The sequence below is a fragment of the Pseudoxanthomonas sp. 97-1-1 genome (assembly GCF_057773125.1).
In genome coordinates this window covers 645281-667176 of sequence record NZ_JBYMTJ010000003.1, presented here as the reverse complement: position 1 = coordinate 667176, position 21896 = coordinate 645281, and the positions used below count along the sequence as shown (strand labels likewise).

The following is a 21896-nucleotide window of genomic DNA, read 5'->3' as shown; positions in this document are numbered from 1 at the left end:
GATCGTGGGGGAAGGACGGATCAGGCGGGCAGGATGCCGACGCCCTCATCGTCGCCTTCCAAGATGGGGCCGTCGTCGCGCGATTCCAGTCCAAGCGCTTTCACGATGTCCTCTGCTTCAGGAAACGCCGGGTCCGGAACGCAGACACGCAGCACGCCGAAAAGAGGCAGTTCACCCATGCCGCCCAACAGCGATTCGCCGAACACGAACGCGGGAATCTCCGCCTCCTCCAGCGCGTGCTTGACCAGATGGGCGTCGAACAGGTTGTCGGCCAGGTAGACCACGCGCATGGATGTGTCCTCCGGGACCAGCCTACACCGGGCGTCCGCTACAGCGGGGAGCGCAGTGCCTCGGTGGCCGCAACCGATTCAGTTTCCTCCGCCGCCGCTGCGCGCCATTCCCGCATCGCCGGCAGCGCGAACAGCGCATCCATGTAGCGGCGCGCGACGGCGTCGACCGGCACGCCGTAGCCATCGAAGCGGACTGCCACCGGCGCGTACATCGCATCGACGATGCCGAAGTCGCCGCACAGGAAGTCCCCGCCATCGCCTTGCGCATCACGAAGCTGGCGCCACAGTCCCTGCACGCGGTCGATGTCGCGCTGGGCGGCGGCATCCCAGCGGTAGGCGTCCGGAGTCCGCCGGCTGTTCATCGGCAGCTGCGTGCGCAGTGCGACGAAGCCGGCGTGCATCTCCGCCGCCGCAGCGCGCGCCATGGCGCGGGCGGCCAGGTCCTTCGGCCACCCCCGGCCGTCCAGCCAGCGCTCGTTGGCGTACTCGCAGATGGCCAGCGAATCCCAGACCGGGACGTCGCCATCATGCAGTGCTGGTACCTTGCCCGTCGGGGAGTGGCGCAGGACTTCATCGGCGAACTGCGGCGTATCGAGGGGCAACCGGACCTCCTCGAAGCCCACCCCGAAGTGCCGCAGCAGCAGCCACGGCCGCAGCGACCAGGACGAGTAGTTCTTGTTGCCGATGACCAGGACAGGAAGGCTCATGCGGGGATCCACGCGCGTCGGGCTGTTCAGGATAGACCAGTGCGAGCGCCGGACCGGCTAAACTTGCGTTTTTCCGAGCCTGTCCGCCCCGATGTCCAACGACGACGCCCACCCTGCCGCCCTTCCGGATGATGTCGCTCCCGAGAAACGGGATTTCATCCGCCAGATCGTGCGCGAGGACCTGGCCAGCGGTCGCCACACCTCGGTGAAGACCCGCTTCCCGCCCGAGCCCAACGGCTACCTGCACATCGGCCACGCCAAGGCGATCTGTCTGGATTTCGGCATCGCCGGCGAGTTCGATGGCGTGTGCAACCTGCGCCTGGACGACACCAATCCGGCCAAGGAAGACCCCGAGTACGTCCGCGCCATCCAGGACGACGTGCGCTGGCTGGGCTTCGACTGGCACGACCTGCGCCACGCCTCGGATTACTTCGAGGTGCTGTACCTGGCCGGCGAGAAGCTGATCCGCCAGGGCGACGCGTTCGTATGCGATCTGAGCGCGGACGAAGTGCGCGCATACCGCGGCACGCTGACCGAACCGGGCCGCAACTCGCCGTATCGCGACCGCAGCGTGGAAGAGAACCTGGACCTGTTCCGGCGCATGCGCGCGGGCGAGTTCCCCGACGGCGCGCGCACGCTGCGCGCGAAGATCGACATGGCCAGCGGCAACATCAACCTGCGCGACCCGGCGCTGTACCGCATCAAGCACGTCGAGCACCAGAACACCGGCAACGACTGGCCGATCTACCCGATGTACGACTACGCGCACTCGCTGAGCGACGCGGTGGAAGGCATCACCCATTCGCTGTGCACGCTGGAATTCGAAGACCACCGGCCGCTGTACGACTGGTGCGTGGACAAGGTGGACCTGGCCAACTCGCCGGACCTGATCGCGCCGCTGCTGGCCAAGGGCCTGCCAAAGGAAGCGAGCAAGCCTCGCCAGATCGAGTTCTCGCGCCTGAACTTCAACTACCTGGTGATGAGCAAGCGCAAGCTGCTCGCGATGGTGGAAGACAACCTGGTCGACGGCTGGGACGACCCGCGCATGCCGACGCTGCAGGGCATCCGCCGCCGCGGCTACACGCCGTCCGCGTTGCGCCTGATGGTGGATCGCGTGGGCATCAGCAAGCAGAACTCGCTGCTGGACATCTCGATCCTGGAAGGCGCGCTGCGCGAAGACCTGGACGCTGCCGCGCCGCGCCGGATGGGCGTGATCGATCCGGTGAAGCTGGTGCTGGCGAACCTGCCGGAAGGCCACGAGGAAACGCTGACGTTCTCCAACCACCCGAAGGACGAATCCTTCGGCCAGCGCAGCGTGCCGTTCTCGCGCGAGCTGTGGATCGAGCGCGAGGACTTCGAGGAGGTGCCGCCGAAGGGCTTCAAGCGCCTGACCACGGGCGGCGAAGTGCGCCTGCGCGGCGCCGGCATCGTGCGCTGCGATGAAGTGGTCAAGAACGACGCAGGCGAGATCGTCGAGTTGCGCGGCTGGCTGGACCCCGAATCGCGTCCCGGCATGGCCGGTGCCGAGCGCAAGATCAAGGGCACCATCCACTGGGTCAGTGCGAAGCATGCCGTCGCTGCGGAAATCCGCCTGTACGACCGCCTGTTCACCGTGCCGAACCCGGACGACGAGTCGGAAGGCAAGACCTACCGCGACTACATGAACCCGGAATCGCGTCGCACGGTGACCGGCTACGTGGAGCCTGCCGCAGCGAGCGCCGCGCCCGAGCAGTCGTTCCAGTTCGAACGCACCGGCTATTTCGTCGCCGACCGCTACGACCACACCCCCGAACGACCGGTGTTCAATCGCAGCGTGACCCTGCGCGATACCTGGGCCACCAAGGGCTGAGCCGGCGGTTTCACCGCCCGTTGAGGCGGTGCGCGGCAGGCTGTCGTTTCCAACAACGAAGAATGGAGTCCGCCATGCCCCGCACCGTCCTGCGCCTGCCGTTCGCCCTGCTGCTGATGCTGGCCCCGTTGATGGCGCTGGTCGGGTGCGCGGCACCGGCGTCCACCGACAGTTCCGCTGCCGAGCCGCCCGCCGCGTCCGCGCACGCGCCCAAACCCACGGGCGGCACATTGCCGCCGCGCGAAGCCGGCGCAGTCACCGTCGACTACGCCTGCAGGACCAGCGCCGACTGCGCGGTGAAGAACGTGGGCAACTGCTGCGGCGCGATGCCGGCCTGCGTGAACAAGAACAGCCCCACCGATCCGCAGGGCGTGCAGGCGCAGTGCGCGGCCAGCGGACGCATGGGCGTTTGCGGCTTCGCTGACGTGACCGCCTGCCAATGCGTCAGCGGCCGCTGCGAATCCGATTCCTCCATCGCCAGACTCCCTGCCCAGTAATGCTCTACCAACAGATCCACCTCACCCTGCCCGCCTGGACCCACGACCTGGTCGACCCCGCGGCGACCTACGCGAGCGACGAAGCCAAGGTCGCGCTGGCCATCGACCTGTCGCGCCGCAACGTGGACGCCAATACCGGCGGCCCGTTCGGCGCGGTGGTGTTCGGCCCCGATGACCGCGTCATCGCCCTCGGCGTGAACCGCGTAATGCCCCACACCTGCTCGCTGGCGCATGCCGAGAACATGGCCTACATGCTGGCGCAGCAGCGCCTGCAGACGCCGCGCCTCAACGACCGCATCGCGCCGGTGGTGCTGGCCACGTCCTCGCAGCCGTGCTGCCAGTGCTACGGCGCCACGGTGTGGGCCGGCATCGACCGCCTGCTGATCGGCGCGCGCGCCGAGGACGTGATGGAACTGACCGAGTTCGATGAAGGTCCGCTGCCGGCGGACTGGATCGGCGAGCTCAACAAGCGCGGCATCGAGGTCGTGCGCGACCTGCGCCGCGAGGATGCGCGCGCGGTGCTCCGGCACTATGGCGAGTCGGGCGGCGACACGTACTGAGCGACGCGCGGAGAAGCCATCGCACCCGGCTTCTCCTGTACCCTGTCCTCGCGGCAGGAGCCGCAGCCATCCGCTTCACGCGACCGCGCCATGTCATCGACGACCGGCCTGCTGGCTTATTGCCGCCAGGGATTCGAACCCGAACTTGCTGCCGAACTGACCGAGCGCGCCGCGTTGGCCGGGTTCGCCGGCTATGCGCGCGCGCAGCGCAACGATGGTCATGTCGTGTTTGTCTGCGAGGAAGCGCAGGCGCTGGACCGCGCCCTGCCCTGGCGCGACCTGATCTTCGCCCGGCAGAAGCTGCGACTGCTCGCCGAACTGCGTGGCATCGACCCCAAGGACCGCATCACGCCGCTCCTCGCCGCCCTGGCGGGCAGCGGGCGTTACGGCGACCTGTGGGTGGAACACCCGGACTCCGACAGCGCCAAGCCGTTGGCGGGACTCGCGCGGAGTTTCGGCAATGCGCTGCGGCCGGCACTGCGCAAGGCCGGCTTCCTGAGCGAGAAGGACGATGCGCGCCTGCCGCGCCTGCATGTGGTGTTCGTGCAGGGCGACCACCTGTTCCTGTGTGTCGCCGATGCACGCGACAGCGCGCCCTGGCCGCTCGGTATCCCACGCCTGAAGCTGCTGCCCGATGCGCCGTCGCGCTCTGCATTGAAGCTGGAAGAGGCCTTCCTGTCGCTGCTCGACGAACGCCAGCGCGAGGCCCTGCTGAGGCCCGGCATGACCGCCGCCGATCTCGGCGCCGCGCCGGGTGGCTGGACCTGGGTACTCACGCGCCATCACCTGCGCGTGACCAGTGTCGACAACGGCCCGCTGCGCGAGCATGTGCTGGCGACCGGCCTGGTCGAGCATCTGCGCGCCGACGGCTTCCACTGGAAACCCTCGCAGCCGCTGGACTGGATGGTCTGCGACATGGTGGAGCAACCGCGGCGCGTGGCCGAGCGCATGGCGTACTGGTTCCGCGAAGGCTGGTGCCGGCACGCCGTGTTCAATCTCAAGCTGCCGATGAAGAAACGCTGGGACGAAACGAAGCTGTGCCTGGACCTGTTCGCCGAACAGGCCGGCAGGTCGCTGGAGGTGCGTGCACGCCAGCTCTACCACGACCGCGAAGAGATCACGGTATTCGCCACGCCCGGCTGAGCCGTGGAGACCTGCCTACACGCCACCCGAGGGGATACGGATGACGTTGCACCGAATGAAGACGCTGCTCGCACTTGGCTTGGCCGCAGGGCTGGCGGGCTGCAACCACACGGACGACGTCGCGCGGGCGACGCCGGAATCCCTGTACGTTGCACGCGACGTCGTGGGTGATGGTGTTTTCAGCACGGGGATCGAAGGCCCGGCCTTCGGCCCCGACGGCGCGCTGTATGCGGTGGGTTTCGGACGCGATGGCACGATCGGCCGGGTGACGTTCGATGCCGACGGCGCCGGCGACGCGGCCCTGTACGTGACGCTGCCGGAGGGCAGCACCGGCAACGGCATCCGCTTCGATGCAGACGGCTTCATGTACGTGGCCGACTACACCGGCCACCGGATCCTGCGCATCGATCCCCGCGACCGCACGATCGGCGTGTTCGCCACCTTGCCCGGCGCGCACCAGCCCAACGACATCGCGTTCGCGCCCAACGGGATGTTCTACGCCAGCGATCCGGACTGGAGCACGGGCACGGGCCAGCTCTGGCGCGTGCTGCCCTACGGGGCGGCGACCCTGCTGGAAACCGGCATGGGCACCACCAACGGGGTGGAAGTCGGCCCGAAGGGAGATGTCCTGTACGTCAACGAAAGCGTGCAACGACGCGTGTGGGCATACGACCTGGATGGCAGCGGCGGGATATCCGGCAAGCGCCTGCTGGTCGCCTTCCCCGACCACGGGCTGGATGGCATGCGTACCGATGAGAGGGGCAACCTCTACATCGCACGCTACGGTGCGGGCACGGTGGCAGTGGTGTCGCCGCAGGGCAAGGTGCTGCGCGAGGTGAGGCTGAAAGGCCGGAAACCCACCAACGTCGCCTTCGGCGGACCGGACGGACGCACCGTCTTCGTCACCCTGCAGGACCGGGGTGCCATCGAAGCCTTCCGCGCGGACTATCCGGGGCGCGAGACCGGCCTGTGACGGCGTGCCGCGGACGTCTCAGGCGCTGACATGCCGGCGTGGCAAGATGCCTCCCTGACAAGGAGACCCGCGATGCTGCCGATCGAACTCAAGGACCCCGCCGGTTTTGGCAACGAGTTCCTGCGCCTGACCCTGCTGCAGGGCTTCCAGTCGCTGACCAAGCGCGATCTTGAACTGCTGATCTTCGTGCTGCTGGAACGCGACGGCGCCATCGGCCGCGACGAATCCAATTTCACCGTCGCCGGCAAGCTGCGGGTCACGCCGGCCAAGATCAAGGCGCTGCGCCGCGATGGTTACGCACGCTGGCGGGCGCTGGTGCCCGAGGAGCGCGATGCCGCCCTGCAACGCATCGTCGCGACGGCATTGACCGAGACCAACCTGAAATCGGGTGCGAAGCATGTCAGCGAACGCAGCCGCAAGGAAGGCTTCCTCGCCATCCGCATCGAGCATCCCGACGACCATCAGCAGTTCGAACAGGCCATCCTCGAGGTGGGTGCGCTGCCCGTGTACGAACGCAATCGCGACGTGGTGGCGGTGCGCTTCGATACGCTGCTGGCCATTGCCGAACGCTGGGGCTACCTGCAACCCGACCCCGCTGCCGTGACGGCCGAGCTGAAGAAGCTGATGCCCGCGACGGAAGAGGTCGCCGACCTGCTGAAGAAGGACCTCACCAAACTGCGCTGGCAGGATGCGCGCAATGCGCTCAACAGCCTCGGCGCCAAGGCCGTTGCCAGCACCGCCGAGGGCGGATTGAAGGGCGTGCTGAAGATCGTCTTCCCCTTCATCCCCGGCTGACGGATTTCAGGCCGCCGCAATCGCCACGCGCGTACCCCCGGCGCGTGCCGAGGCGAAGATCGCATCCAGCGCCACCATGTCCCGCAACCCCTCCTCGCCCGGCACGCGCGGCGGCATGCGCTGTAGGATGGCCAGCGCGTCGGCATCCATCTGCCTCGCCTGCTGCGCGGGCGTCGCGCCGATCACGGCGTCGAACCGGCGCCCGTCGCTGGCTTCGCCGCGAACGCCTTCGTAGGCCTGGAACGGCGACAGTTCGTACCATCCGTCCGTGCAGTCGGCATGCAGCAGGTTCATGTTGCGACCGAAGCTGGTCGCGCAGTCGGCTACGACGCCATCGGGGAATTCGAGCCGGAAGCGCATCGACTCGTCGACGCCGCGGAAGATGTCGGCGCGTTCCACATGCGGCGTCGCCGTCGCCGCGATGGGCTCGGTACCGGTGGTATAGCGCGCGGCATTCAATGCGTACACGCCCATGTCGTACATCGCGCCGCCGCCACGCACGGGATCCAGGCGCCAGTTGTCGCCGCTCGCGCCATCGAATCCGCGGAACCCGGCTTCCGCGCGGATCCGCTGCAGCCGCCCGAACGGATGCGACCGGGCCAATGCCATGACCGCCTGCGTATTGGGTTCGTGCTGCATGCGGTAGCCGATCGTCAGCTGCACGCGATGCTGCCGGCAGGCCTCGATCATCGCGCGCGCCTCCGCCGCGTCCATTGCCATGGGCTTCTCGCACCACACGTGCTTGCCCGCGGCCGCCGCGCGCAGGGTGAACGGCTTGTGCAGGTGGTTCGGCAGGACGATGTACACGACATCGATGTCGGGATTGTCCGCGATGCGGTCGAAGCCCGCATAGTCGTAGACGTTGCGGTCGGGAATGCGGTGACGACGCTGCCATTCCTCCGCCTTGGCCGGCGTACCGGTGACGATGCCGGCCAACCGGCAGTGCTTCGTCATCTGCAGCGCAGGTGCGAGCAGGTCGCGACTGTAATAACCCAGGCCGACCAGGGCGACGCCGAGCGGGCGTCGATCCGTCGCCCGCGCGGCAGGCAACATGCCGACCAGGCCGGCGGCGCCAAGCCCGCCCAGCACACGGCGGCGTGAAGGGTCATGGGGGGGATGCGCAGGATTCATCGCGGATACTCCGGCCGGGAACGGCGAGGCTACCGCATGCGCTGCATGCCCGTCGTCAGCGCGCGCGCTGTCCCGCCGCGTGCCGCCAGAGGAAATCCACCAGCGGCGGCACCCTGCCCGCGAGGCCCAGCAAGGGCCCGCGCACCAGGGTCAGGTGCATCTCATCGTTCGAGAACACCTTGTTGATGCCGTCGAAGGCATGGGCGGCAGTGGCATTCTCGCTGCGTCGCTGCCGTGCCCATCGTTCCAGCCTGTGGGGCGTCGACCAGTCCACATGCCGGGCCAACGCGTCACGGATACCTTCGCGCAAGGCCGCGACGTCACGCAGGCCCAGGTTGACGCCCTGCCCGGCCAGGGGATGCACCACGTGCGCCGCGTCGCCGGCCACGATCACGCGACCTGCGACATAGTCCTTCGCCAGTTGCCGCCGCAGCGGGAAGGCCGCCCGCTCCGATGCCACCACCACCTCGCCGAGTTGCCCGCTCATCGCCAGCGCGAGTTCATGGCCGAACGCCGCATCGTCGAGCGCCAGCACGCGCACGGCCTCGGGGTCGGGGAGCGTCCAGACGATCGAGCTGCGGCCGTCGGTGAAGGGCAGGAAAGCCAGGGGACCGGTCGGCAGGAATCGTTGCCACGCCGTGTCCTCGTGCGGCCGCTGCGTCCGCACGAAGGCCACGACGCCGCGCTGCGCGTAATCGTGCGAGGTGACGTCCAGGCCAGCGAGCCGGCGCAGCGTGGAGTCGGCGCCATCGGCGGCGACCGCAAGCCTGGCGTCGACGCGCGCACCATCGTCCAGCCGCAACGTCACGCCCGCTTCGTCCTGCTCCATGGCTTCCACGCGGGCGGGGCAGCACAGCTGCACGCCCGCCGCCGGCAGGGCCGCCCACAGCCGGTCCACCAGCAATGCGTTCTCGACAATCCAGCCCAACTGCGAACGCCCAAGGGCATCGGCATCGAACTGGAGCTCACCGCCACCGGCGGCATCCCACACCCGCATGCGCCGATAGGGCTGCGCGCGCGCATCGCGCACCGCGCGCCATGCGCCGGCCTCCTCCAGCAGTGCCGCATTGTCGGGCGCGAACGCGTACACGCGCAGGTCCGGCTGGTCCTGCGACCAGCGCGGAGGCTCGCGGCCCTCGACCAGCGTCACCTGCAATCCCTCGCGCGCCAGCACCAGGGCGCACGCGGCACCCACCACGCCGCCACCGACGATGGCGACATCGATCTGTCCGCGACGCTTCATGCGCTCTCTCCGCGGCACAACGCCGGCACATCCCCGCGGAATCCCATGGCGCCCCCTACCAGGAACGATTGCAGCGACGCATGTGCATCCACCGCCATCAGGCCGAGGCTGCGCAGGGGCTTCAGCAGCGGCGACGGGTTGGCGGTCAGCCGCGCCAGCCCGTCGGAGAACGCCAGCGTACGTTCGCGGTCTTCGTGCCGGCGCGTCGCATAGGCCGCGAGGCTGCCCGCATCGCCGGGATCGTCGCTGCGTGCGATCTCTTCGGCCAGCGTCAGTGCGTCCCGCAGGCCCAGATTGAAGCCCTGTGCGCCGATCGGATGGATCGTCTGCGCGGCGTTGCCCAGCACGACTGCCCGCTCGGCGACAATCCGTTGCGCGACGACACGCACGATGGGGTAGCCGCTACGCTCCCCGCTGCCGACCAGCCTGCCGATGCGCCAGCCCGCCTCGCGCTGCAGGCGCGCAAGCCACGCAGCCTCGCCCAGCGCCGCGACTTCGTCGGCTTCCGCGCGCGCCACGCCGTGCACCACGCCCCACTGGCGATCACCGCGTGGCAGCAATGCCGTGGGGCCGGCATCACCGAAACGCTCGTATGCCGTGCCATCCGGCGCACGCGTGGCGCGCACCCGGGCGACGAACAGGGTCTGCAGGTAGTCGTGTTCCTCCACCTCGATGCCGAGCGCATCGCGCACGGTGCTGCGCGTGCCATCGGCAGCCACCACCAGCGACGCGCGCAGTTCGCGCTCGCCGCCCGCATCGGCGATGCGCAGGACGCGGCTTCCCGCGTCGCCCGGCGCGAACCCGACAAAGCGTGCCGGCCGATACCGCGTCAGCCGCGCCAGTTGGTCGAGCCGCGCTTCCAGCGCCTCGCCGAAATCGCGCGCCACGACCACCTGCCCGAAAGCCTCGCGGCCATAGTCCACGGCATCGAGTTGCACGCGACCGAAATCGCCCTGCCGGCTGATGTGGATGCAGCGGATCGGGCCGGTCGGCGCACGCAGCCGCTGCATCACGCCGAGCACGGTCAAGGCATTGACGGTGGCCGCCGCGAAGCTGAGGTTGCGCTGGTCGAACACCGCCGGCATCTGGCCCGCAGGCGTCGCCTCGACCAGACCCACGTCCAGTCCCTGCCGGTCCAGGGCGATGGCCAGGCTTGCACCGACCAACCCGCCGCCCACGATCACCACGTCATGCCGTTCTGTCATGCGGCCATGATACCGCCCCGGTCTCCAGGCCCCGTCCTGCGGCCTGCCGGACGCAGGCTCCGGTAGAATGCGGGGCTGAGTCTCCGGAACCCTGCCGATGAACACCACTTTCCAACGCGCCCTCGTGCTGATGCTGGTCGCCGCCCTGCTGGTCCTCACCCGCCTGCACCTGCCCACCACGTTCGGCCACATCGGCCCGTTGCCCGATGCCAGCTGGGCCGCCTTCTTCATCGGCGGCTACTACCTGCGCACCTGGTCGCGCTGGGCGTTCCCGTTGTTCATGGCGGCAGCGGTCGTGGTGGACTACATCGTCATCAGCGGTCAGGGCATCAACTTCTGGACGCACTACTGCGTGTCGCCGGCGTACTGGTTCCTGCTGCCGGCCTACGGTGCGCTCTGGCTCGGCGGCACGCTGCTGCGCCGCTACCAGACCGAGAGCCATGGCCGCACGCTGGCGCTGCTGGTGGGCAGCCTGCTGGCCTCGGTCACCGTCTGCCACCTGCTGAGCCAGGGCAGCTTCTACTGGCTGAGCCCGGTCGTCAGCGAACCGACGCTGGCCGGCTGGTGGAAGAACTTCAGCGACTGGTACCTGCCGTACCTGCGCGTGGCTGCGATCTACGTGGGCCTGGCCGTCATCGTGCACGTGGTGGTCGAACAGGTCGTCCGCCTGGCCCGGCCGCACGGCCGTACCGCCGACTGACCGACCCGGCTTCGCGATGGGCAACCGGCTCTCGAAGATCTATACCCGCACCGGTGACGACGGCAGCACCGGCCTCGGCGACGGCACGCGCGTAGGCAAGGACTCCGCGCGCGTCACCGCCTACGGCACGGTGGACGAAGCCAACTCGGCGCTCGGCGTGCTGCTGGCGGTACCCGGCGTGCCGGACGACATCCGCGCCCTGCTGACCACGGTGCAGCACCAGCTGTTCGACCTGGGCGGCGAACTGTGCATCCCCGGCCATGCCGCGATCACCGGCGACGACGTGGATGCGCTGGAACGGCAGCTGGACCACTACAACGACGACTTGCCGCCGCTGAAAGACTTCATCCTGCCGGCCGGCGGCGAGGCGGCTTCGCGCTGCCACCTGGCCCGCACCATCGTGCGCCGCGCCGAACGCGAGACCGTCACCCTGGCCCGCCACGACGCGGTGCGACCGGAAGCGATCCGCTACCTCAACCGGCTTTCGGACCTGCTGTTCGTGCTGGCGCGCGTGCTCGCGCGTGCCGACGGCCAGGGCGAAGTGCTGTGGAAGCACGAACGACGCCACTCCTGAGCGGGCGTCTTCCCCCAAGGTCGAGTGCCGGCACACCCGGCGCCGCGCTTAGAATGGCGCCGGACTTCCATAGCGGAGAGGCGGATCCCGCCCCGTCGAGGGCAACGCCGGCACCTTGATCATCTTCACCCACCCCGCCTGCCTGCTGCACGATCCCGGCCCCGACCATCCGGAGCGGCCGGCGCGGCTGGAAGTGGTACTCGAGGCGCTGCGGCTGCACCACGGCGACGCTGACTGGCGCGAAGCGCCGATGGTCAAGCTGGGCGACCTGCGCCGGGTGCACGACGAGGCATTGGTGCGCGAGGTGCTGGAGGCGGATGTGTCCGGCTACCGCATGCTCGATCCGGACACGGTGATGTGCCCGGCCTCCCGTGCCGCCGCCCTGCGTGCCGCCGGCGCCGGCGTGGCGGCGGTGGATGCCGTGATGAATGGCGAGGACCTGACCGTGTTCTGCGCGGTAAGGCCCCCCGGCCACCACGCGACCAGCGGTGCCGCCATGGGCTTCTGCCTGTTCAACAACGTCGCCGTGGCGGCCGCGTATGCCTGCGACAAACACGGGCTGGAGCGCGTGGCAGTCATCGACTTCGATGTGCACCACGGCAACGGCACCCAGGCGATCTTCTACGACGACCCGCGGGTGGCCTACTTCAGCAGCCACGAATCGGGCATCTACCCGCACAGCGGCGCGCCCTACGAGCGCGGGGTAGGCAACGTGTTCAACGCCCTGCTGCCGCCGGGCAGTGGTGGTTTCCGTTTCCAGAACACCTGGGCGGACGAACTGCTGCCTGCGCTGGACGACTTCAAGCCCCAGTTGCTGCTGGTCTCGGCGGGTTTCGACGCGCACATGCGCGATCCGCTGGCGGACCTGATGCTGGAGACCGAAGACTTCGGGTGGCTGACCCGGCAGTTGCGCACCCTGGCACAGCGCCATGCCGGGGGACGGATCGTCTCGATGCTCGAGGGTGGTTACGACCTGGATGCCCTGCGCGAGTGTGCCGTGGTCCACGTGGAGGCGTTGCGCTGAGGCCCGAAAGCCCTGTCGCTGAACCCTGCCCGACATCGGCCGATGGCCTTCATTGCCCGCATGCATGGGATGGGGCAAGCTAACGACCGTTTTTCGTTCGACAGCGAGCCCAGCACCGCGTGCGCCCTGCCCTTCGCCTGCTCCCGTTGCCCTTCAGCATCGCCCTGTGCCTGCCCGCGCTGGCGGCTGACGAAAAGCCCGAAAGCTGGGCGTTGTGTCCTATCCAGGATGTGATCCCGACATTCGGGGGAGCGCCGCAGCCACCAGCGCCCGGCAGCGCCCAGGCGTCGCGGGAGCAGCGCGCCGAGCAACCGACCTCGATCGAGGGGGACCAGCTCTCCGGTACCGAGGCCAATCCCCAGTACAGCGGCGAGGTCGTCCTCACCCGTGGCGACCAGTTCCTGGGCGCAGACAACCTGAAGTACGACCAGGAGCAGGACACCTACGTCGCTGACGGCCACATCCGTTACCAGGATGCCGGCATCCGCCTGATCGCCGACAGCGCCCGTGGCGACCAGGGGGCCGACGCCCACCAGATCGACAACGTCCGCTACCAGCTGGTCTCCCGGCGCGGCAACGGCGGCGCCGACCGCATCGACATGAAGGGGCCGGAAGGCAGCCTGCTGCATTCCACCTACTCCACCTGCGATCCCGAGGACCGCCGCTGGGAGCTGCGCTCGCGTCGGATCGACATCAACACCGACGACGGCTGGGGCGTGGCCCGCGGCGCGACGATCCGGCTCGGCAAGGTACCGGTGCTGTACGTGCCCTACCTGAAATTCCCGATCGACGACCAGCGCCACACGGGCCTGCTGTACCCGGCGGTGGGGCTGTCCGGCCGCAACGGCTTCGACTACCAGCAGCCGATCTACCTGAACCTGGCGCCGAACTACGACGCCACCCTTGAACCGCGCTACATGAGCGAGCGCGGGTTCCAACTGGGCGCGGAATTCCGCTACCTGTACGAGAAGGGCCGTGGCGAGATCCAGGGCTCCTGGATGAACAAGGACGACCTGATCCGGGACCGGATGAACGAGGTGGACTATGACCCGCTCAATCCGAACAATCCGGATCCGGACGACGGCCGCGGCTTCTTCTCGTTCGCAGGTAACCACCGCTTCAACACGAACTGGCAGGCACGCGCCAACCTGATCTGGCTGAGCGACGCGCGCTATCAAGAGGATTTCGGCAGTTCACTGTATGGTCAGGCGTATTCGTCGGTAACCAGTACGGCCGGCGTCTACGGCGCCGGAGAGTTCTGGAGCGCCGGCGTGATGGCCGACCACTGGCAGCTCTCCGATTACCTGAGCAGCGAAGCCTCGCTGCCCTACAACAGGCTGCCGCGCGTCTACCTCAACTGGAGCCAGCCCCTGAGCCGCTGGATCAGCGTGGGTGGGCACGCGGAAGCGGTGAAGTTCCAGCACGACGAGAAGCCCGGCGGCAGCCGCCTCGACATCAAGCCAACCATCTCGTTCCCGCTGCAAGGCGCCGCCTGGTACATCACGCCAACGCTGGCGTACCGCCATACCGAATATCGCCTCGACGCCGATCTGGCGCAGCAGATCGCCACCAGTCGCGCCGTCGAGGCGTACGGAGTCCCCGCTGCGCAGGTGACGCCCGCGATGATGGCGGAATTCTACGACCGATCGCCCAGCCGCAGCCTGCCGATCGGCTCGCTGGATGCGGGTGTCTATTTCGACCGCGAGACCGAGATCAAGGGCGACCGCTTCCTGCATACGCTGGAACCTCGCCTGTTCTACCTCAACGCACCGTACCGCGAGCAGGAAGGACTGCCGATCTTCGATACCCGTCCGTTCAACTTCAGCTACGGCCAGTTGTTCCGCGACAACCGCTACACGGGCCCCGACCGCCAGGCCGATGCCAACCAGCTGACGCTGGCACTGACCACGCGCCTGCTGCGGCAGAAGGACGGCTTCGAACGGCTGTCGGCCAGCATCGGCCAGATCCGCTACTTCGAAGACAGCCTGGTCACCTATTCCTCCGCAGAAACGCCGCTGGAACAAGGCAAGTCGGCCTGGGTGGTGGACGCCAACTACGCCCCGACCGATCGCTGGACCATTGGTGCCTCGTACCAGTGGGACCCGAAGTTCCGCCGCGAGGACCTGGCCAGCGTCCGCGCACGCTACCTGCTGCCGGACGATGGCGTGGTCAACATCACTTACCGCCGCCGCCGCGACCTGCTGGAACAGGCCGACTTCTCGTTCCTCTATCCGGTGACCCCGGCATGGAGCGTTGTGGGCCGCTACTACCACTCGTTCTACCGTGATGCCGCCACCGACCAAGAGCCTGGCCTGCTGGAAGGCGTGGCAGGCGTGCAGTGGGACAGCTGCTGCCTTGCCGTGCGTGCGCTGGTGCGTCGCTACGTACGGAATCGCGAGGGCGACATGAACACCGGCTTCCAGGTCGAGTTCGTCCTGAAGGGCCTGGGCTCGGCGGGCCAGAACACGGACCGCACGCTGCGCCGTGCTATCCTCGGTTATTACCGAGACGACCTCTATCTCGTCCCGCCGAGCAATATCGCGCCGCGTCCGGACGACAACACTTACGATCCGGATCCGATGCCATGACCAAGCCTCTTTCCCACCTCCTGATCGCCGGCCTGCTGGCCCTGTCGGCAGCCTCGACGCCCGTGGCAGCGCAGACACTGCAGCCGCTGGACCGGATCGCCGCCGTCGTCAACGAAGACGTCGTCCTGCAGAGCGAGCTGGAACGCGCCGTGAGCAACGTCCTCGCCCAGTACGCCAACCAGCCCGGCCAGCTGCCCCCGCGCGCGGTGCTGGAGCGCCAGGTGCTGGAGCGCCTGGTGCTGGTGAAGCTCCAGGTGGCACGAGCTGCGGAGACGGGTGTCCGTGTCAGCGATGCCGACCTCAACAACGCCGTCAACGCCGTGGCCCAGCAGAACGGGACCACGCCCGACGGCCTGCGCCAGCGGCTTGAAGCCGATGGGATGTCGTTCGCCGAATTCCGCAACTCGATGCGTGATGAAATCACCATCCAGCGCCTCAAGCAGAGCTTCGCGCAGAGCCGCGTGCAGGTCAGCGAGGCCGAGGTGGACGCAGCCCTGGCCATGCAGGCCAACAGCGGCGCGCAGTACCACCTGGCGCACATCCTCGTCAGCCTGCCGGACGGAGCAACCGCCGAGCAGATCACCGCCGGCCAAGGCAAGATCGATGGCATCAAGGCGTTGATCGACAAGGGCGAACTGGACTTTTCCGCCGCTGCCGTCCGCTATTCCGACAGCCCGAATGCACTGGAAGGCGGCGACCTCGGCTGGCGCAGCCTGGACGAAATCCCCACCGCCTTCGTGGAGATGCTCAAGGGCATGTCGCCGGGCCAGTCGGTCGGCCCGTTGCGCGGCCCCAGCGGATTCCAGCTGCTGAAGCTGGTGGAAGTCCGCGATGCCACGCAGGCCGAGAAGCGCAGCGTGACCGAGTACAACGCCCGGCACATCCTTGTACGGATCACCGAAACCCAGGACGCCGCCGCCGCCAAGGCCAAGATCGACACGCTGCGCGCCCGCATCGCGGGGGGCGCCGACTTCGTTGCCGTGGCAAAGGAATCCACCGAGGACGCCAACAGCCGCGATGACGGTGGCGACCTGGGCTGGTTCCCCGCCGATGCGTTCGGTCCGGCCTTCGGCCAGCAGGTGACTGCGCTGCAGGATGGCCAGGTCGGCGCACCGTTCCGTACCGATGCCGGCTGGCACATCGTGCAACGCGTGGGCAGCCGCCAGACCGACGTGACCGACCAGAACCGCCGCGCGCAGCTCCGCGACACCATCGGCCGTCGCAAGGCCGAGGACGAGTACAACCGTTACCTGCAGGAGTTGCGCGGCGAAGCCTACGTCAGCTTCCGCAGCGGTGACCGCGCCGAGACTACGCCGGGCGGCTGAGGTGATTCCGCGGCTGGCGCTGGTACCGGGCGAGCCGGGCGGCATCGGCCCCGAACTCTGCGTACGGCTCGCGCAGCACCCGCGCAGCGACTGTACCCTGCTCGCGTTCGGGGATCCCGGCACACTGCGCGCCGCGGCCGACGCACTCGGTCTGCCGCTTCGCCTGCTCGACGAGGCCGTCGTCGCCGTCGAACCGGGTGACCTGCGCTTGCGGGCGGTGCCCAATGCAGCGCCCAACACCTTTGGCGTTACCGATCCCCGCAATGCGCGCGCCGTCATCGATGCACTGACGCAGGCCGCCGATGCGTGCCTGCAGGCATCCCTGGATGGCATGGTGACGGGCCCCGTGCACAAGGCGGCCATCAACGCCGGCGGAATCGCGTACAGCGGCACTACCGAACTGCTGGCAGAACACGCCGGCCGCAAGGTCGTGATGATGCTCGCCAACGACATCGTCCGCGTCGCACTGGCGACCACCCACCTGCCGTTGCGGGATGTCGCGGACGCGATCACGCCCGCGTTGCTGGAAGAGATCCTGCGCATCACGCACGCGTCCTTGCGGCAGGACTTCGGCATCGAAGATCCGGTCATCGCCGTCCTGGGACTGAATCCGCATGCGGGTGAAGCCGGACACCTCGGACGCGAGGAGATCGAGGTGATCGGGCCGGTGCTCGCCGTCCTGCGTGCAGAGGGCATGCGCCTGGAAGGCCCGCTGCCCGCCGACACCGCCTTCCTGCCCCAGAAGCTGCGCGGCTTTGATTCCGTGGTGGCGATGTACCACGACCAGGGCCTGCCCGTGCTCAAGTACAGCGGGTTCGAGCAGGCGGTGAACCTGACCCTGGGTCTTCCCTACCCGCGCGTGGCCGTCGACCACGGCACGGCACTGGACCTGGCCGGCAAAGGCATCGCGGATCCTTCCAGCCTGTTCGCGGCCGTCGCCACCTGCGCACGGATGGCCTCCCAACGCATCATGGGCCGCACTTGACGCCACGCAGTACGCGAGCGTTCCCGCATAATCCATCCATGTCGCATTTCAAGGCTCCCCCCAAGAAGTCCCTCGGCCAGCATTTCCTGACCGATCGCAGCTACATCGACAAGATCGTGAGGGCAGTGAATCCGCAGCCCGGCGACCGCCTGGTCGAGATCGGCCCTGGCCAGGGCGCGATCACGTTCCCGCTTCTGAAGAAGCATGGCGAGCTGACCGCCATCGAGTTCGACCGCGATCTGATCACGCCGCTGATGGAAGCATCGGAAGGCATCGGGCGATTGACCATCATCCACAAGGACGTGCTGTCGGTGGACTTCGGCAAGCTCGCGGGCGAAGACACGCTGCGCCTGGTCGGCAACCTGCCCTACAACCTGTCCTCGCCGATCCTGTTCCACGCCATCGAACATGCTGCGGCGATCACCGACATGGTCTTCATGCTGCAGAAGGAAGTCGTCGACCGCATGGCGGCCGAGCCGGGCAGCAAGGTCTACGGCCGGCTCAGCGTGATGCTCCAGGCCTACTGCCAGGTGGATGCCCTGTTCGTGGTGCCCCCGGGCGCCTTCCGTCCGCCGCCCAAGGTGGACTCCGCCGTCGCGCGCCTGGTCCCGCGCGATCCGGCCACCATCGGCATCCAGGACCCTAAGCGCTTCGAGCATGTCGTGCGCGCCGCCTTCGGCCAGCGCCGCAAGACCTTGCGCAATGCGCTGTCCGAGGTGTGCAGCAGCGAGTCGATCGAAGCCGCCGGTGTGCGCCCGGATGCGCGCGCCGAGCAGATCGCGGTGGAAGATTTCATCCGGCTGGCCAATCAGGTGGCCACTGCCTGAGATGGAGGCGGGTAGTTTCCGCTTTCACCTGCGTTTGAATACACTGCGGGGATGAATTCCCCCGACTATGCCATCGATGTGGACGTGGCCACGCGCTTCCTGGACGACCAGTCCGCGCCCGAGGACGGGCGCTACGTGTTCGCGTACACCATCCGTATCCACAACCGTGGGCGCGTACCCGCGCAGCTGCTGCGCCGCCACTGGGTCATCACCGATGCCAACGGCAAGGTGGAGGAAGTGGAAGGCGAAGGCGTCGTCGGCGAGCAGCCCTGGCTGAGGCCCGGTGAAGATTTCCGCTATACCTCCGGTGCCATCCTGGAAACGGCGCTGGGCACCATGCAGGGAAGCTACGACATGCTGGCCGACGACGGCACCCGGTTCGACGCCCCCATCGCCCCGTTCACCCTGTCCGTTCCACGGACCCTGCACTGAGGCCACGGCACAATGAGTGTCTGGGCCATCGGTGACCTCCAGGGCTGCTACGACGCCACGCAGCGACTGCTCGAGAAGATCCGCTTCGATCCGGCGCAGGACCGCCTGTGGTTCTGCGGTGACCTGGTCAACCGCGGTGGCCAATCACTGGAAACGTTGCGCCTGGTGCATTCGCTGCGCGAGCACAGCACCGTGGTCCTGGGCAACCACGACCTGTCCCTGCTGGCCATCGGCGAGCGGTCACCGGACGAGCAGCGCAAGGTCAATCCCGACCTCCAGCGTGTAGTACTGGCCGACGATGCACGCACGCTGCTGGACTGGCTGCGCCTGCAGAAGCTGGTGCATGCGGACCGCGAACTCGGGTGGATGATGGTACATGCCGGTCTCGCTCCGAAATGGACCACCACGCTCGCCGAGAAACATGCGCGCGAGGTCGAGCAGCAGCTGCATGGCAACGCCTACCGCAAGCTGTTCCGCAACATGTACGGCGACAAGCCGAACTGGGCACCGCACCTGTCCGGCTACGACCGTGCGCGCGCCATCATCAACGTGCTGACGCGCATGCGTTATTGCACCCCGCGCGGCCGCATGGCGATCGAGGAAAAGGGCGCGCCCGGCCGCCAGGCCCAGGGCCTCTACCCCTGGTATGAAGTCCCCGGTCGCGCCGAGCGCGACCTGAAGATCGTGTGCGGCCACTGGTCCACGCTCGGCCTGATGATCGGCCACGGCGTGCATGCCATCGACACCGGTGCCGTGTGGGGCGGCAAGCTCACTGCGCTGCAGTTGGATACGGACGACATCCGGCTGGTGCAGGTCCCCGGCCGCGACGTGCCGCCACCACCGAAGGGCGAGTTGCCGAAGGACTGAACATGCGGCTGGCACGGTGCGCATCGCTGTGCCTGATGCTGCTGACGCTCGCGGCATGCCGCAACGAAACACCCGTCGCCTTCGAACCCGCGGCGGCGCCGACGACGGTGCCGGACGCGCCGCCCATCCTTTCTCCGTCGCTGGTCTCGGCGACACGCGCGCAGATCGGCGTGGTCCGCGTCTACGACCCGGCCTACTTCAGCCTGTCCTATCCCGGCGGCGACGTGCCGGCCGATCGGGGCGTGTGCACGGACGTGGTGATCCGCGCGCTGCGTACGCAAGGACTGGATCTTCAGCAGGCGATCCACGAGGACATGCGCGCGCACTTCGCCCTGTACCCGCGCCAGTGGGGCCTGAGCCGACCCGACCGCAACATCGACCATCGTCGCGTCCCCAACCAGATGTACTGGTTCAAGCGGCAGGGATGGCAACAGCCCATCGGTCGCACGGAGAAGGACTTCGCGCCCAGCGACATCGTGGCGTGGAAACTCGGCGGCAGCGGCCTGCTGCACATCGGCATCGTCTCCGACCGCCGCAGCCACGACGGCACGCCATTGATCCTGCACAACATCAACGCCGGCACGCAGGAAGACGACATCCTGTTCCGCCACGCCATCATCGGACACTACCGGCAACCGGAGACGCGCACGCCGGGCGCGCCTCCCTAGCGCAGGACCCGCTCGATGCCGCAGGCCGTCCGCTCGCTGCGAACCCGCCCAAAGACGCCAGAGGGTGGACTCCGCCCGTCATTCCGACGAAAGCCGGAATCCATCTTGATCCTACGGTCAGATGTGCGTCAGCTGACGACCAATGGATTCCGGCTTTCGCCGGAATGACGGACCAGGGTTGAAGGCGTACCGCCTGCTTTCAGGTGCGCCGATACTCGACGAAGTCAAAATCCAACGCATGCTTCGCATCCACCGGATGCGATTCGCGCGCGATCTCGCGCCACTGCGCGGTATCGAACGCGGGGAAGAAGGCGTGCGCGTCCTCGACGACGGTATCGACCTCGGTCAGATGCAGCACGTCGGCGCGGGACAGCGTCAACGCATAGATCTCGCCGCCGCCGATCACGCACAGTTCGTCGCTTCCCCGCTCCATGGCGATCCGGACCGCCTCGTCGATCGAGGCCACCGGCTGCATGCCGTCGAACGGCACGTGGCCGCTGCGTGTCATCACGAGATTGAGCCGGCCGGGCAACGCCCGCCCCAACGACTCGGCCGTCCTGCGCCCCATCACTACCGGCTTGCCCAGCGTCAGCGCCTTGAAGCGCTTCAGGTCATCCGGTAGGCGCCACGGCAGGTCGTTGTCGCGGCCGATGGCGCGGTTGCGGTCGAGGGCGGCGATCAGGGAAATACGCATCGGCACCTAGACCGCCACCGGCGCCTTGATCGCGGGATGAGGATCATAGCCGTGGATCTCGATGTCGTCGTAGGTGAAGGCGAACAGATCCGTGACGTCGGCACTCAGGTGCAGCTTCGGCAGCGCGCGCGGTTCGCGCGACAGCTGTTCACGCGCCTGCTCGTAGTGGTTGGAATACAGGTGCGCGTCACCCAGCGTGTGCACGAAGTCGCCCACCCCCAATCCGCAGGCCTGCGCCACCATGTGGGTCAGCAGCGCATAGCTGGCGATGTTGAACGGCACGCCCAGGAAGATGTCGCCGCTGCGCTGGTAGAGCTGGCAGCTGAGCTTTCCCTCCACCACGTAGAACTGGAACATCGTGTGGCAGGGCATCAGCGCCATCTTCGGCAGGTCGGCCACGTTCCAGGCCGACACGATCAGCCGGCGCGAGTCTGGATTGCGCTTGATCTCCTCGACGACCCATTTGATCTGGTCGATCTCGCCGCCGTCGGCCGTGGCCCAGCGACGCCATTGCTTGCCGTAGACCGGGCCGAGTTCGCCGTCGGCATCGGCCCATTCATCCCAGATGCTGACCTTGTTGTCCTTGAGGTAGGCGATGTTGGTCTCGCCCTTCAGGAACCACAGCAGCTCGTGCACGATCGAGCGCAGGTGCAGCTTCTTCGTCGTGACCAGCGGGAAGCCTTCGTTGAGGTCGAAGCGCATCTGCCAGCCGAACACGCTGCGCGTGCCGGTGCCGGTGCGGTCGGACTTTTCGGTGCCCTGCTCCAGCACGTGTCGCAGCAGGTCGAGGTACTGCTTCATTCTTTGCCTCCGGCGGAT

Annotated in this window: 22 protein-coding genes and 1 pseudogene; 16 read left to right on the top strand and 7 right to left on the bottom strand. The window is 67.9% G+C overall.

Annotated elements, in window-relative coordinates; all coding sequences use genetic code 11:
- Nucleotides 1–20: 20 nt before the first annotated feature.
- Both AC3DET_RS14905 and AC3DET_RS14900 read right to left on the bottom strand, forming a co-directional pair.
- Complete coding sequence (locus AC3DET_RS14905; protein ID WP_337731353.1) at nt 21–290, bottom strand: putative signal transducing protein; 270 nt, start codon at nt 288–290, stop codon at nt 21–23.
- A 38-nt stretch (nt 291–328) separates the two neighbouring features.
- On the bottom strand, nt 329–997 hold the full coding sequence (locus tag AC3DET_RS14900; protein WP_488392108.1) for a glutathione S-transferase family protein: 669 nt from the start codon (nt 995–997) through the stop codon (nt 329–331).
- Between the two features lie 91 nt (nt 998–1088).
- Between AC3DET_RS14900 and AC3DET_RS14895 the strand changes: the two genes are divergently transcribed.
- The 6 genes and pseudogenes from AC3DET_RS14895 to AC3DET_RS14870 all read left to right on the top strand — a co-directional run bounded on the left by AC3DET_RS14895 (nt 1089) and on the right by AC3DET_RS14870 (nt 6814).
- Nucleotides 1089–2846, top strand: a complete 1758-nt coding sequence (locus tag AC3DET_RS14895) for a glutamine--tRNA ligase/YqeY domain fusion protein (RefSeq protein ID WP_488392107.1) — start codon at nt 1089–1091, stop codon at nt 2844–2846.
- A 116-nt stretch (nt 2847–2962) separates the two neighbouring features.
- Nucleotides 2963–3368: pseudogene (locus AC3DET_RS14890) on the top strand (hypothetical protein); the annotation flags it as partial.
- Nucleotides 3343–3903 carry a nucleoside deaminase gene (locus AC3DET_RS14885; protein ID WP_192201916.1) on the top strand — a complete coding sequence of 187 codons (561 nt, stop codon included), beginning with the start codon at nt 3343–3345 and terminating at the stop codon, nt 3901–3903. The pseudogene AC3DET_RS14890 and the gene AC3DET_RS14885, both read left to right, overlap by 26 nt.
- A gap of 90 nt (nt 3904–3993) precedes the next feature.
- Complete coding sequence (rlmM, locus tag AC3DET_RS14880) at nt 3994–5046, top strand: 23S rRNA (cytidine(2498)-2'-O)-methyltransferase RlmM (protein WP_488392106.1); 1053 nt, start codon at nt 3994–3996, stop codon at nt 5044–5046.
- Nucleotides 5047–5086: 40 nt separating this feature from the next.
- Nucleotides 5087–6019 carry an SMP-30/gluconolactonase/LRE family protein gene (locus AC3DET_RS14875; RefSeq protein WP_488392105.1) on the top strand — a complete coding sequence of 311 codons (933 nt, stop codon included), beginning with the start codon at nt 5087–5089 and terminating at the stop codon, nt 6017–6019.
- A 72-nt stretch (nt 6020–6091) separates the two neighbouring features.
- Nucleotides 6092–6814: a hypothetical protein gene (locus AC3DET_RS14870; RefSeq protein WP_488392104.1), complete on the top strand. Its 723-nt coding sequence runs from the start codon at nt 6092–6094 to the stop codon at nt 6812–6814.
- Nucleotides 6815–6820: 6 nt separating this feature from the next.
- Here the strand turns inward: AC3DET_RS14870 and AC3DET_RS14865 are convergent, their stop codons facing one another.
- The 3 genes from AC3DET_RS14865 to ubiH are packed head-to-tail and all read right to left on the bottom strand — an operon-like array spanning nt 6821 to nt 10393.
- Complete coding sequence (locus tag AC3DET_RS14865) at nt 6821–7945, bottom strand: Gfo/Idh/MocA family protein (protein ID WP_488392103.1); 1125 nt, start codon at nt 7943–7945, stop codon at nt 6821–6823.
- A 55-nt stretch (nt 7946–8000) separates the two neighbouring features.
- The gene (locus AC3DET_RS14860; RefSeq protein WP_488392102.1) at nt 8001–9188 is read right to left on the bottom strand and encodes a UbiH/UbiF family hydroxylase; all 1188 of its coding nucleotides are present in this window, start codon (nt 9186–9188) and stop codon (nt 8001–8003) included.
- Nucleotides 9185–10393, bottom strand: a complete 1209-nt coding sequence (gene ubiH, locus AC3DET_RS14855; RefSeq protein WP_488392101.1) for a 2-octaprenyl-6-methoxyphenyl hydroxylase — start codon at nt 10391–10393, stop codon at nt 9185–9187. Before ubiH ends, AC3DET_RS14860 begins: the two co-directional genes overlap by 4 nt.
- Nucleotides 10394–10490: 97 nt before the next feature.
- On the opposite strand from ubiH, the gene AC3DET_RS14850 reads away from it, so the two are divergent.
- From AC3DET_RS14850 to AC3DET_RS14805, 10 genes are all read left to right on the top strand, one after another.
- The gene (locus tag AC3DET_RS14850; protein ID WP_446538067.1) at nt 10491–11093 is read left to right on the top strand and encodes a hypothetical protein; all 603 of its coding nucleotides are present in this window, start codon (nt 10491–10493) and stop codon (nt 11091–11093) included.
- 16 nt (nt 11094–11109) lie between these two features.
- Nucleotides 11110–11667 carry a cob(I)yrinic acid a,c-diamide adenosyltransferase gene (locus tag AC3DET_RS14845; RefSeq protein ID WP_446538068.1) on the top strand — a complete coding sequence of 186 codons (558 nt, stop codon included), beginning with the start codon at nt 11110–11112 and terminating at the stop codon, nt 11665–11667.
- Nucleotides 11668–11782: 115 nt separating this feature from the next.
- Nucleotides 11783–12691, top strand: coding sequence for a histone deacetylase family protein (locus AC3DET_RS14840; RefSeq protein ID WP_488392100.1), 909 nt, complete (start codon nt 11783–11785; stop codon nt 12689–12691).
- 119 nt (nt 12692–12810) lie between these two features.
- Nucleotides 12811–15279 carry an LPS assembly protein LptD gene (gene lptD, locus AC3DET_RS14835; protein ID WP_446538070.1) on the top strand — a complete coding sequence of 823 codons (2469 nt, stop codon included), beginning with the start codon at nt 12811–12813 and terminating at the stop codon, nt 15277–15279.
- Nucleotides 15276–16604, top strand: a complete 1329-nt coding sequence (locus AC3DET_RS14830; protein WP_488392099.1) for a peptidylprolyl isomerase — start codon at nt 15276–15278, stop codon at nt 16602–16604. Before lptD ends, AC3DET_RS14830 begins: the two co-directional genes overlap by 4 nt.
- A gap of 1 nt (nt 16605) precedes the next feature.
- Entirely contained in the window at nt 16606–17589 is a 984-nt protein-coding gene (gene pdxA, locus AC3DET_RS14825) for a 4-hydroxythreonine-4-phosphate dehydrogenase PdxA (protein ID WP_488392098.1), read from the top strand.
- Between the two features lie 38 nt (nt 17590–17627).
- Entirely contained in the window at nt 17628–18416 is a 789-nt protein-coding gene (gene rsmA, locus AC3DET_RS14820) for a 16S rRNA (adenine(1518)-N(6)/adenine(1519)-N(6))-dimethyltransferase RsmA (protein WP_488392097.1), read from the top strand.
- A gap of 51 nt (nt 18417–18467) precedes the next feature.
- Nucleotides 18468–18848, top strand: coding sequence for a Co2+/Mg2+ efflux protein ApaG (apaG, locus tag AC3DET_RS14815; protein ID WP_192201929.1), 381 nt, complete (start codon nt 18468–18470; stop codon nt 18846–18848).
- A gap of 12 nt (nt 18849–18860) precedes the next feature.
- On the top strand, nt 18861–19715 hold the full coding sequence (locus tag AC3DET_RS14810) for a symmetrical bis(5'-nucleosyl)-tetraphosphatase (protein ID WP_337731369.1): 855 nt from the start codon (nt 18861–18863) through the stop codon (nt 19713–19715).
- A 2-nt stretch (nt 19716–19717) separates the two neighbouring features.
- Entirely contained in the window at nt 19718–20383 is a 666-nt protein-coding gene (locus tag AC3DET_RS14805) for a DUF1287 domain-containing protein (RefSeq protein ID WP_488392096.1), read from the top strand.
- Nucleotides 20384–20582: 199 nt separating this feature from the next.
- On the opposite strand, the gene AC3DET_RS14800 is transcribed toward AC3DET_RS14805, so the two are convergent.
- Both AC3DET_RS14800 and AC3DET_RS14795 read right to left on the bottom strand, forming a co-directional pair.
- The gene (locus AC3DET_RS14800; protein WP_488392095.1) at nt 20583–21077 is read right to left on the bottom strand and encodes a dihydrofolate reductase; all 495 of its coding nucleotides are present in this window, start codon (nt 21075–21077) and stop codon (nt 20583–20585) included.
- Nucleotides 21078–21083: 6 nt separating this feature from the next.
- Nucleotides 21084–21878, bottom strand: a complete 795-nt coding sequence (locus AC3DET_RS14795) for a thymidylate synthase (protein WP_488392094.1) — start codon at nt 21876–21878, stop codon at nt 21084–21086.
- Nucleotides 21879–21896: the final 18 nt, after the last annotated feature.

Excerpts from the sequence above, each read along its gene's own strand:
- ubiH (WP_488392101.1), bottom strand. The coding sequence starts at position 10,393 with ATGACAGAACGGCATGACGTGGTGATCGTGGGCGGCGGGTTGGTCGGT.
- AC3DET_RS14900 (WP_488392108.1), bottom strand. The coding sequence starts at position 997 with ATGAGCCTTCCTGTCCTGGTCATCGGCAACAAGAACTACTCGTCCTGG.
- AC3DET_RS14870 (WP_488392104.1), top strand. The coding sequence starts at position 6,092 with ATGCTGCCGATCGAACTCAAGGACCCCGCCGGTTTTGGCAACGAGTTC.
- AC3DET_RS14895 (WP_488392107.1), top strand. The coding sequence starts at position 1,089 with ATGTCCAACGACGACGCCCACCCTGCCGCCCTTCCGGATGATGTCGCT.
- AC3DET_RS14800 (WP_488392095.1), bottom strand. The coding sequence starts at position 21,077 with ATGCGTATTTCCCTGATCGCCGCCCTCGACCGCAACCGCGCCATCGGC.
- apaG (WP_192201929.1), top strand. The coding sequence starts at position 18,468 with ATGAATTCCCCCGACTATGCCATCGATGTGGACGTGGCCACGCGCTTC.
- AC3DET_RS14905 (WP_337731353.1), bottom strand. The coding sequence starts at position 290 with ATGCGCGTGGTCTACCTGGCCGACAACCTGTTCGACGCCCATCTGGTC.
- AC3DET_RS14875 (WP_488392105.1), top strand. The coding sequence starts at position 5,087 with ATGACGTTGCACCGAATGAAGACGCTGCTCGCACTTGGCTTGGCCGCA.
- AC3DET_RS14845 (WP_446538068.1), top strand. The coding sequence starts at position 11,110 with ATGGGCAACCGGCTCTCGAAGATCTATACCCGCACCGGTGACGACGGC.
- AC3DET_RS14885 (WP_192201916.1), top strand. The coding sequence starts at position 3,343 with ATGCTCTACCAACAGATCCACCTCACCCTGCCCGCCTGGACCCACGAC.
- AC3DET_RS14850 (WP_446538067.1), top strand. The coding sequence starts at position 10,491 with ATGAACACCACTTTCCAACGCGCCCTCGTGCTGATGCTGGTCGCCGCC.
- AC3DET_RS14830 (WP_488392099.1), top strand. The coding sequence starts at position 15,276 with ATGACCAAGCCTCTTTCCCACCTCCTGATCGCCGGCCTGCTGGCCCTG.
- AC3DET_RS14810 (WP_337731369.1), top strand. The coding sequence starts at position 18,861 with ATGAGTGTCTGGGCCATCGGTGACCTCCAGGGCTGCTACGACGCCACG.
- rlmM (WP_488392106.1), top strand. The coding sequence starts at position 3,994 with ATGTCATCGACGACCGGCCTGCTGGCTTATTGCCGCCAGGGATTCGAA.
- AC3DET_RS14795 (WP_488392094.1), bottom strand. The coding sequence starts at position 21,878 with ATGAAGCAGTACCTCGACCTGCTGCGACACGTGCTGGAGCAGGGCACC.
- AC3DET_RS14805 (WP_488392096.1), top strand. The coding sequence starts at position 19,718 with ATGCGGCTGGCACGGTGCGCATCGCTGTGCCTGATGCTGCTGACGCTC.
- AC3DET_RS14865 (WP_488392103.1), bottom strand. The coding sequence starts at position 7,945 with ATGAATCCTGCGCATCCCCCCCATGACCCTTCACGCCGCCGTGTGCTG.
- rsmA (WP_488392097.1), top strand. The coding sequence starts at position 17,628 with ATGTCGCATTTCAAGGCTCCCCCCAAGAAGTCCCTCGGCCAGCATTTC.
- AC3DET_RS14860 (WP_488392102.1), bottom strand. The coding sequence starts at position 9,188 with ATGAAGCGTCGCGGACAGATCGATGTCGCCATCGTCGGTGGCGGCGTG.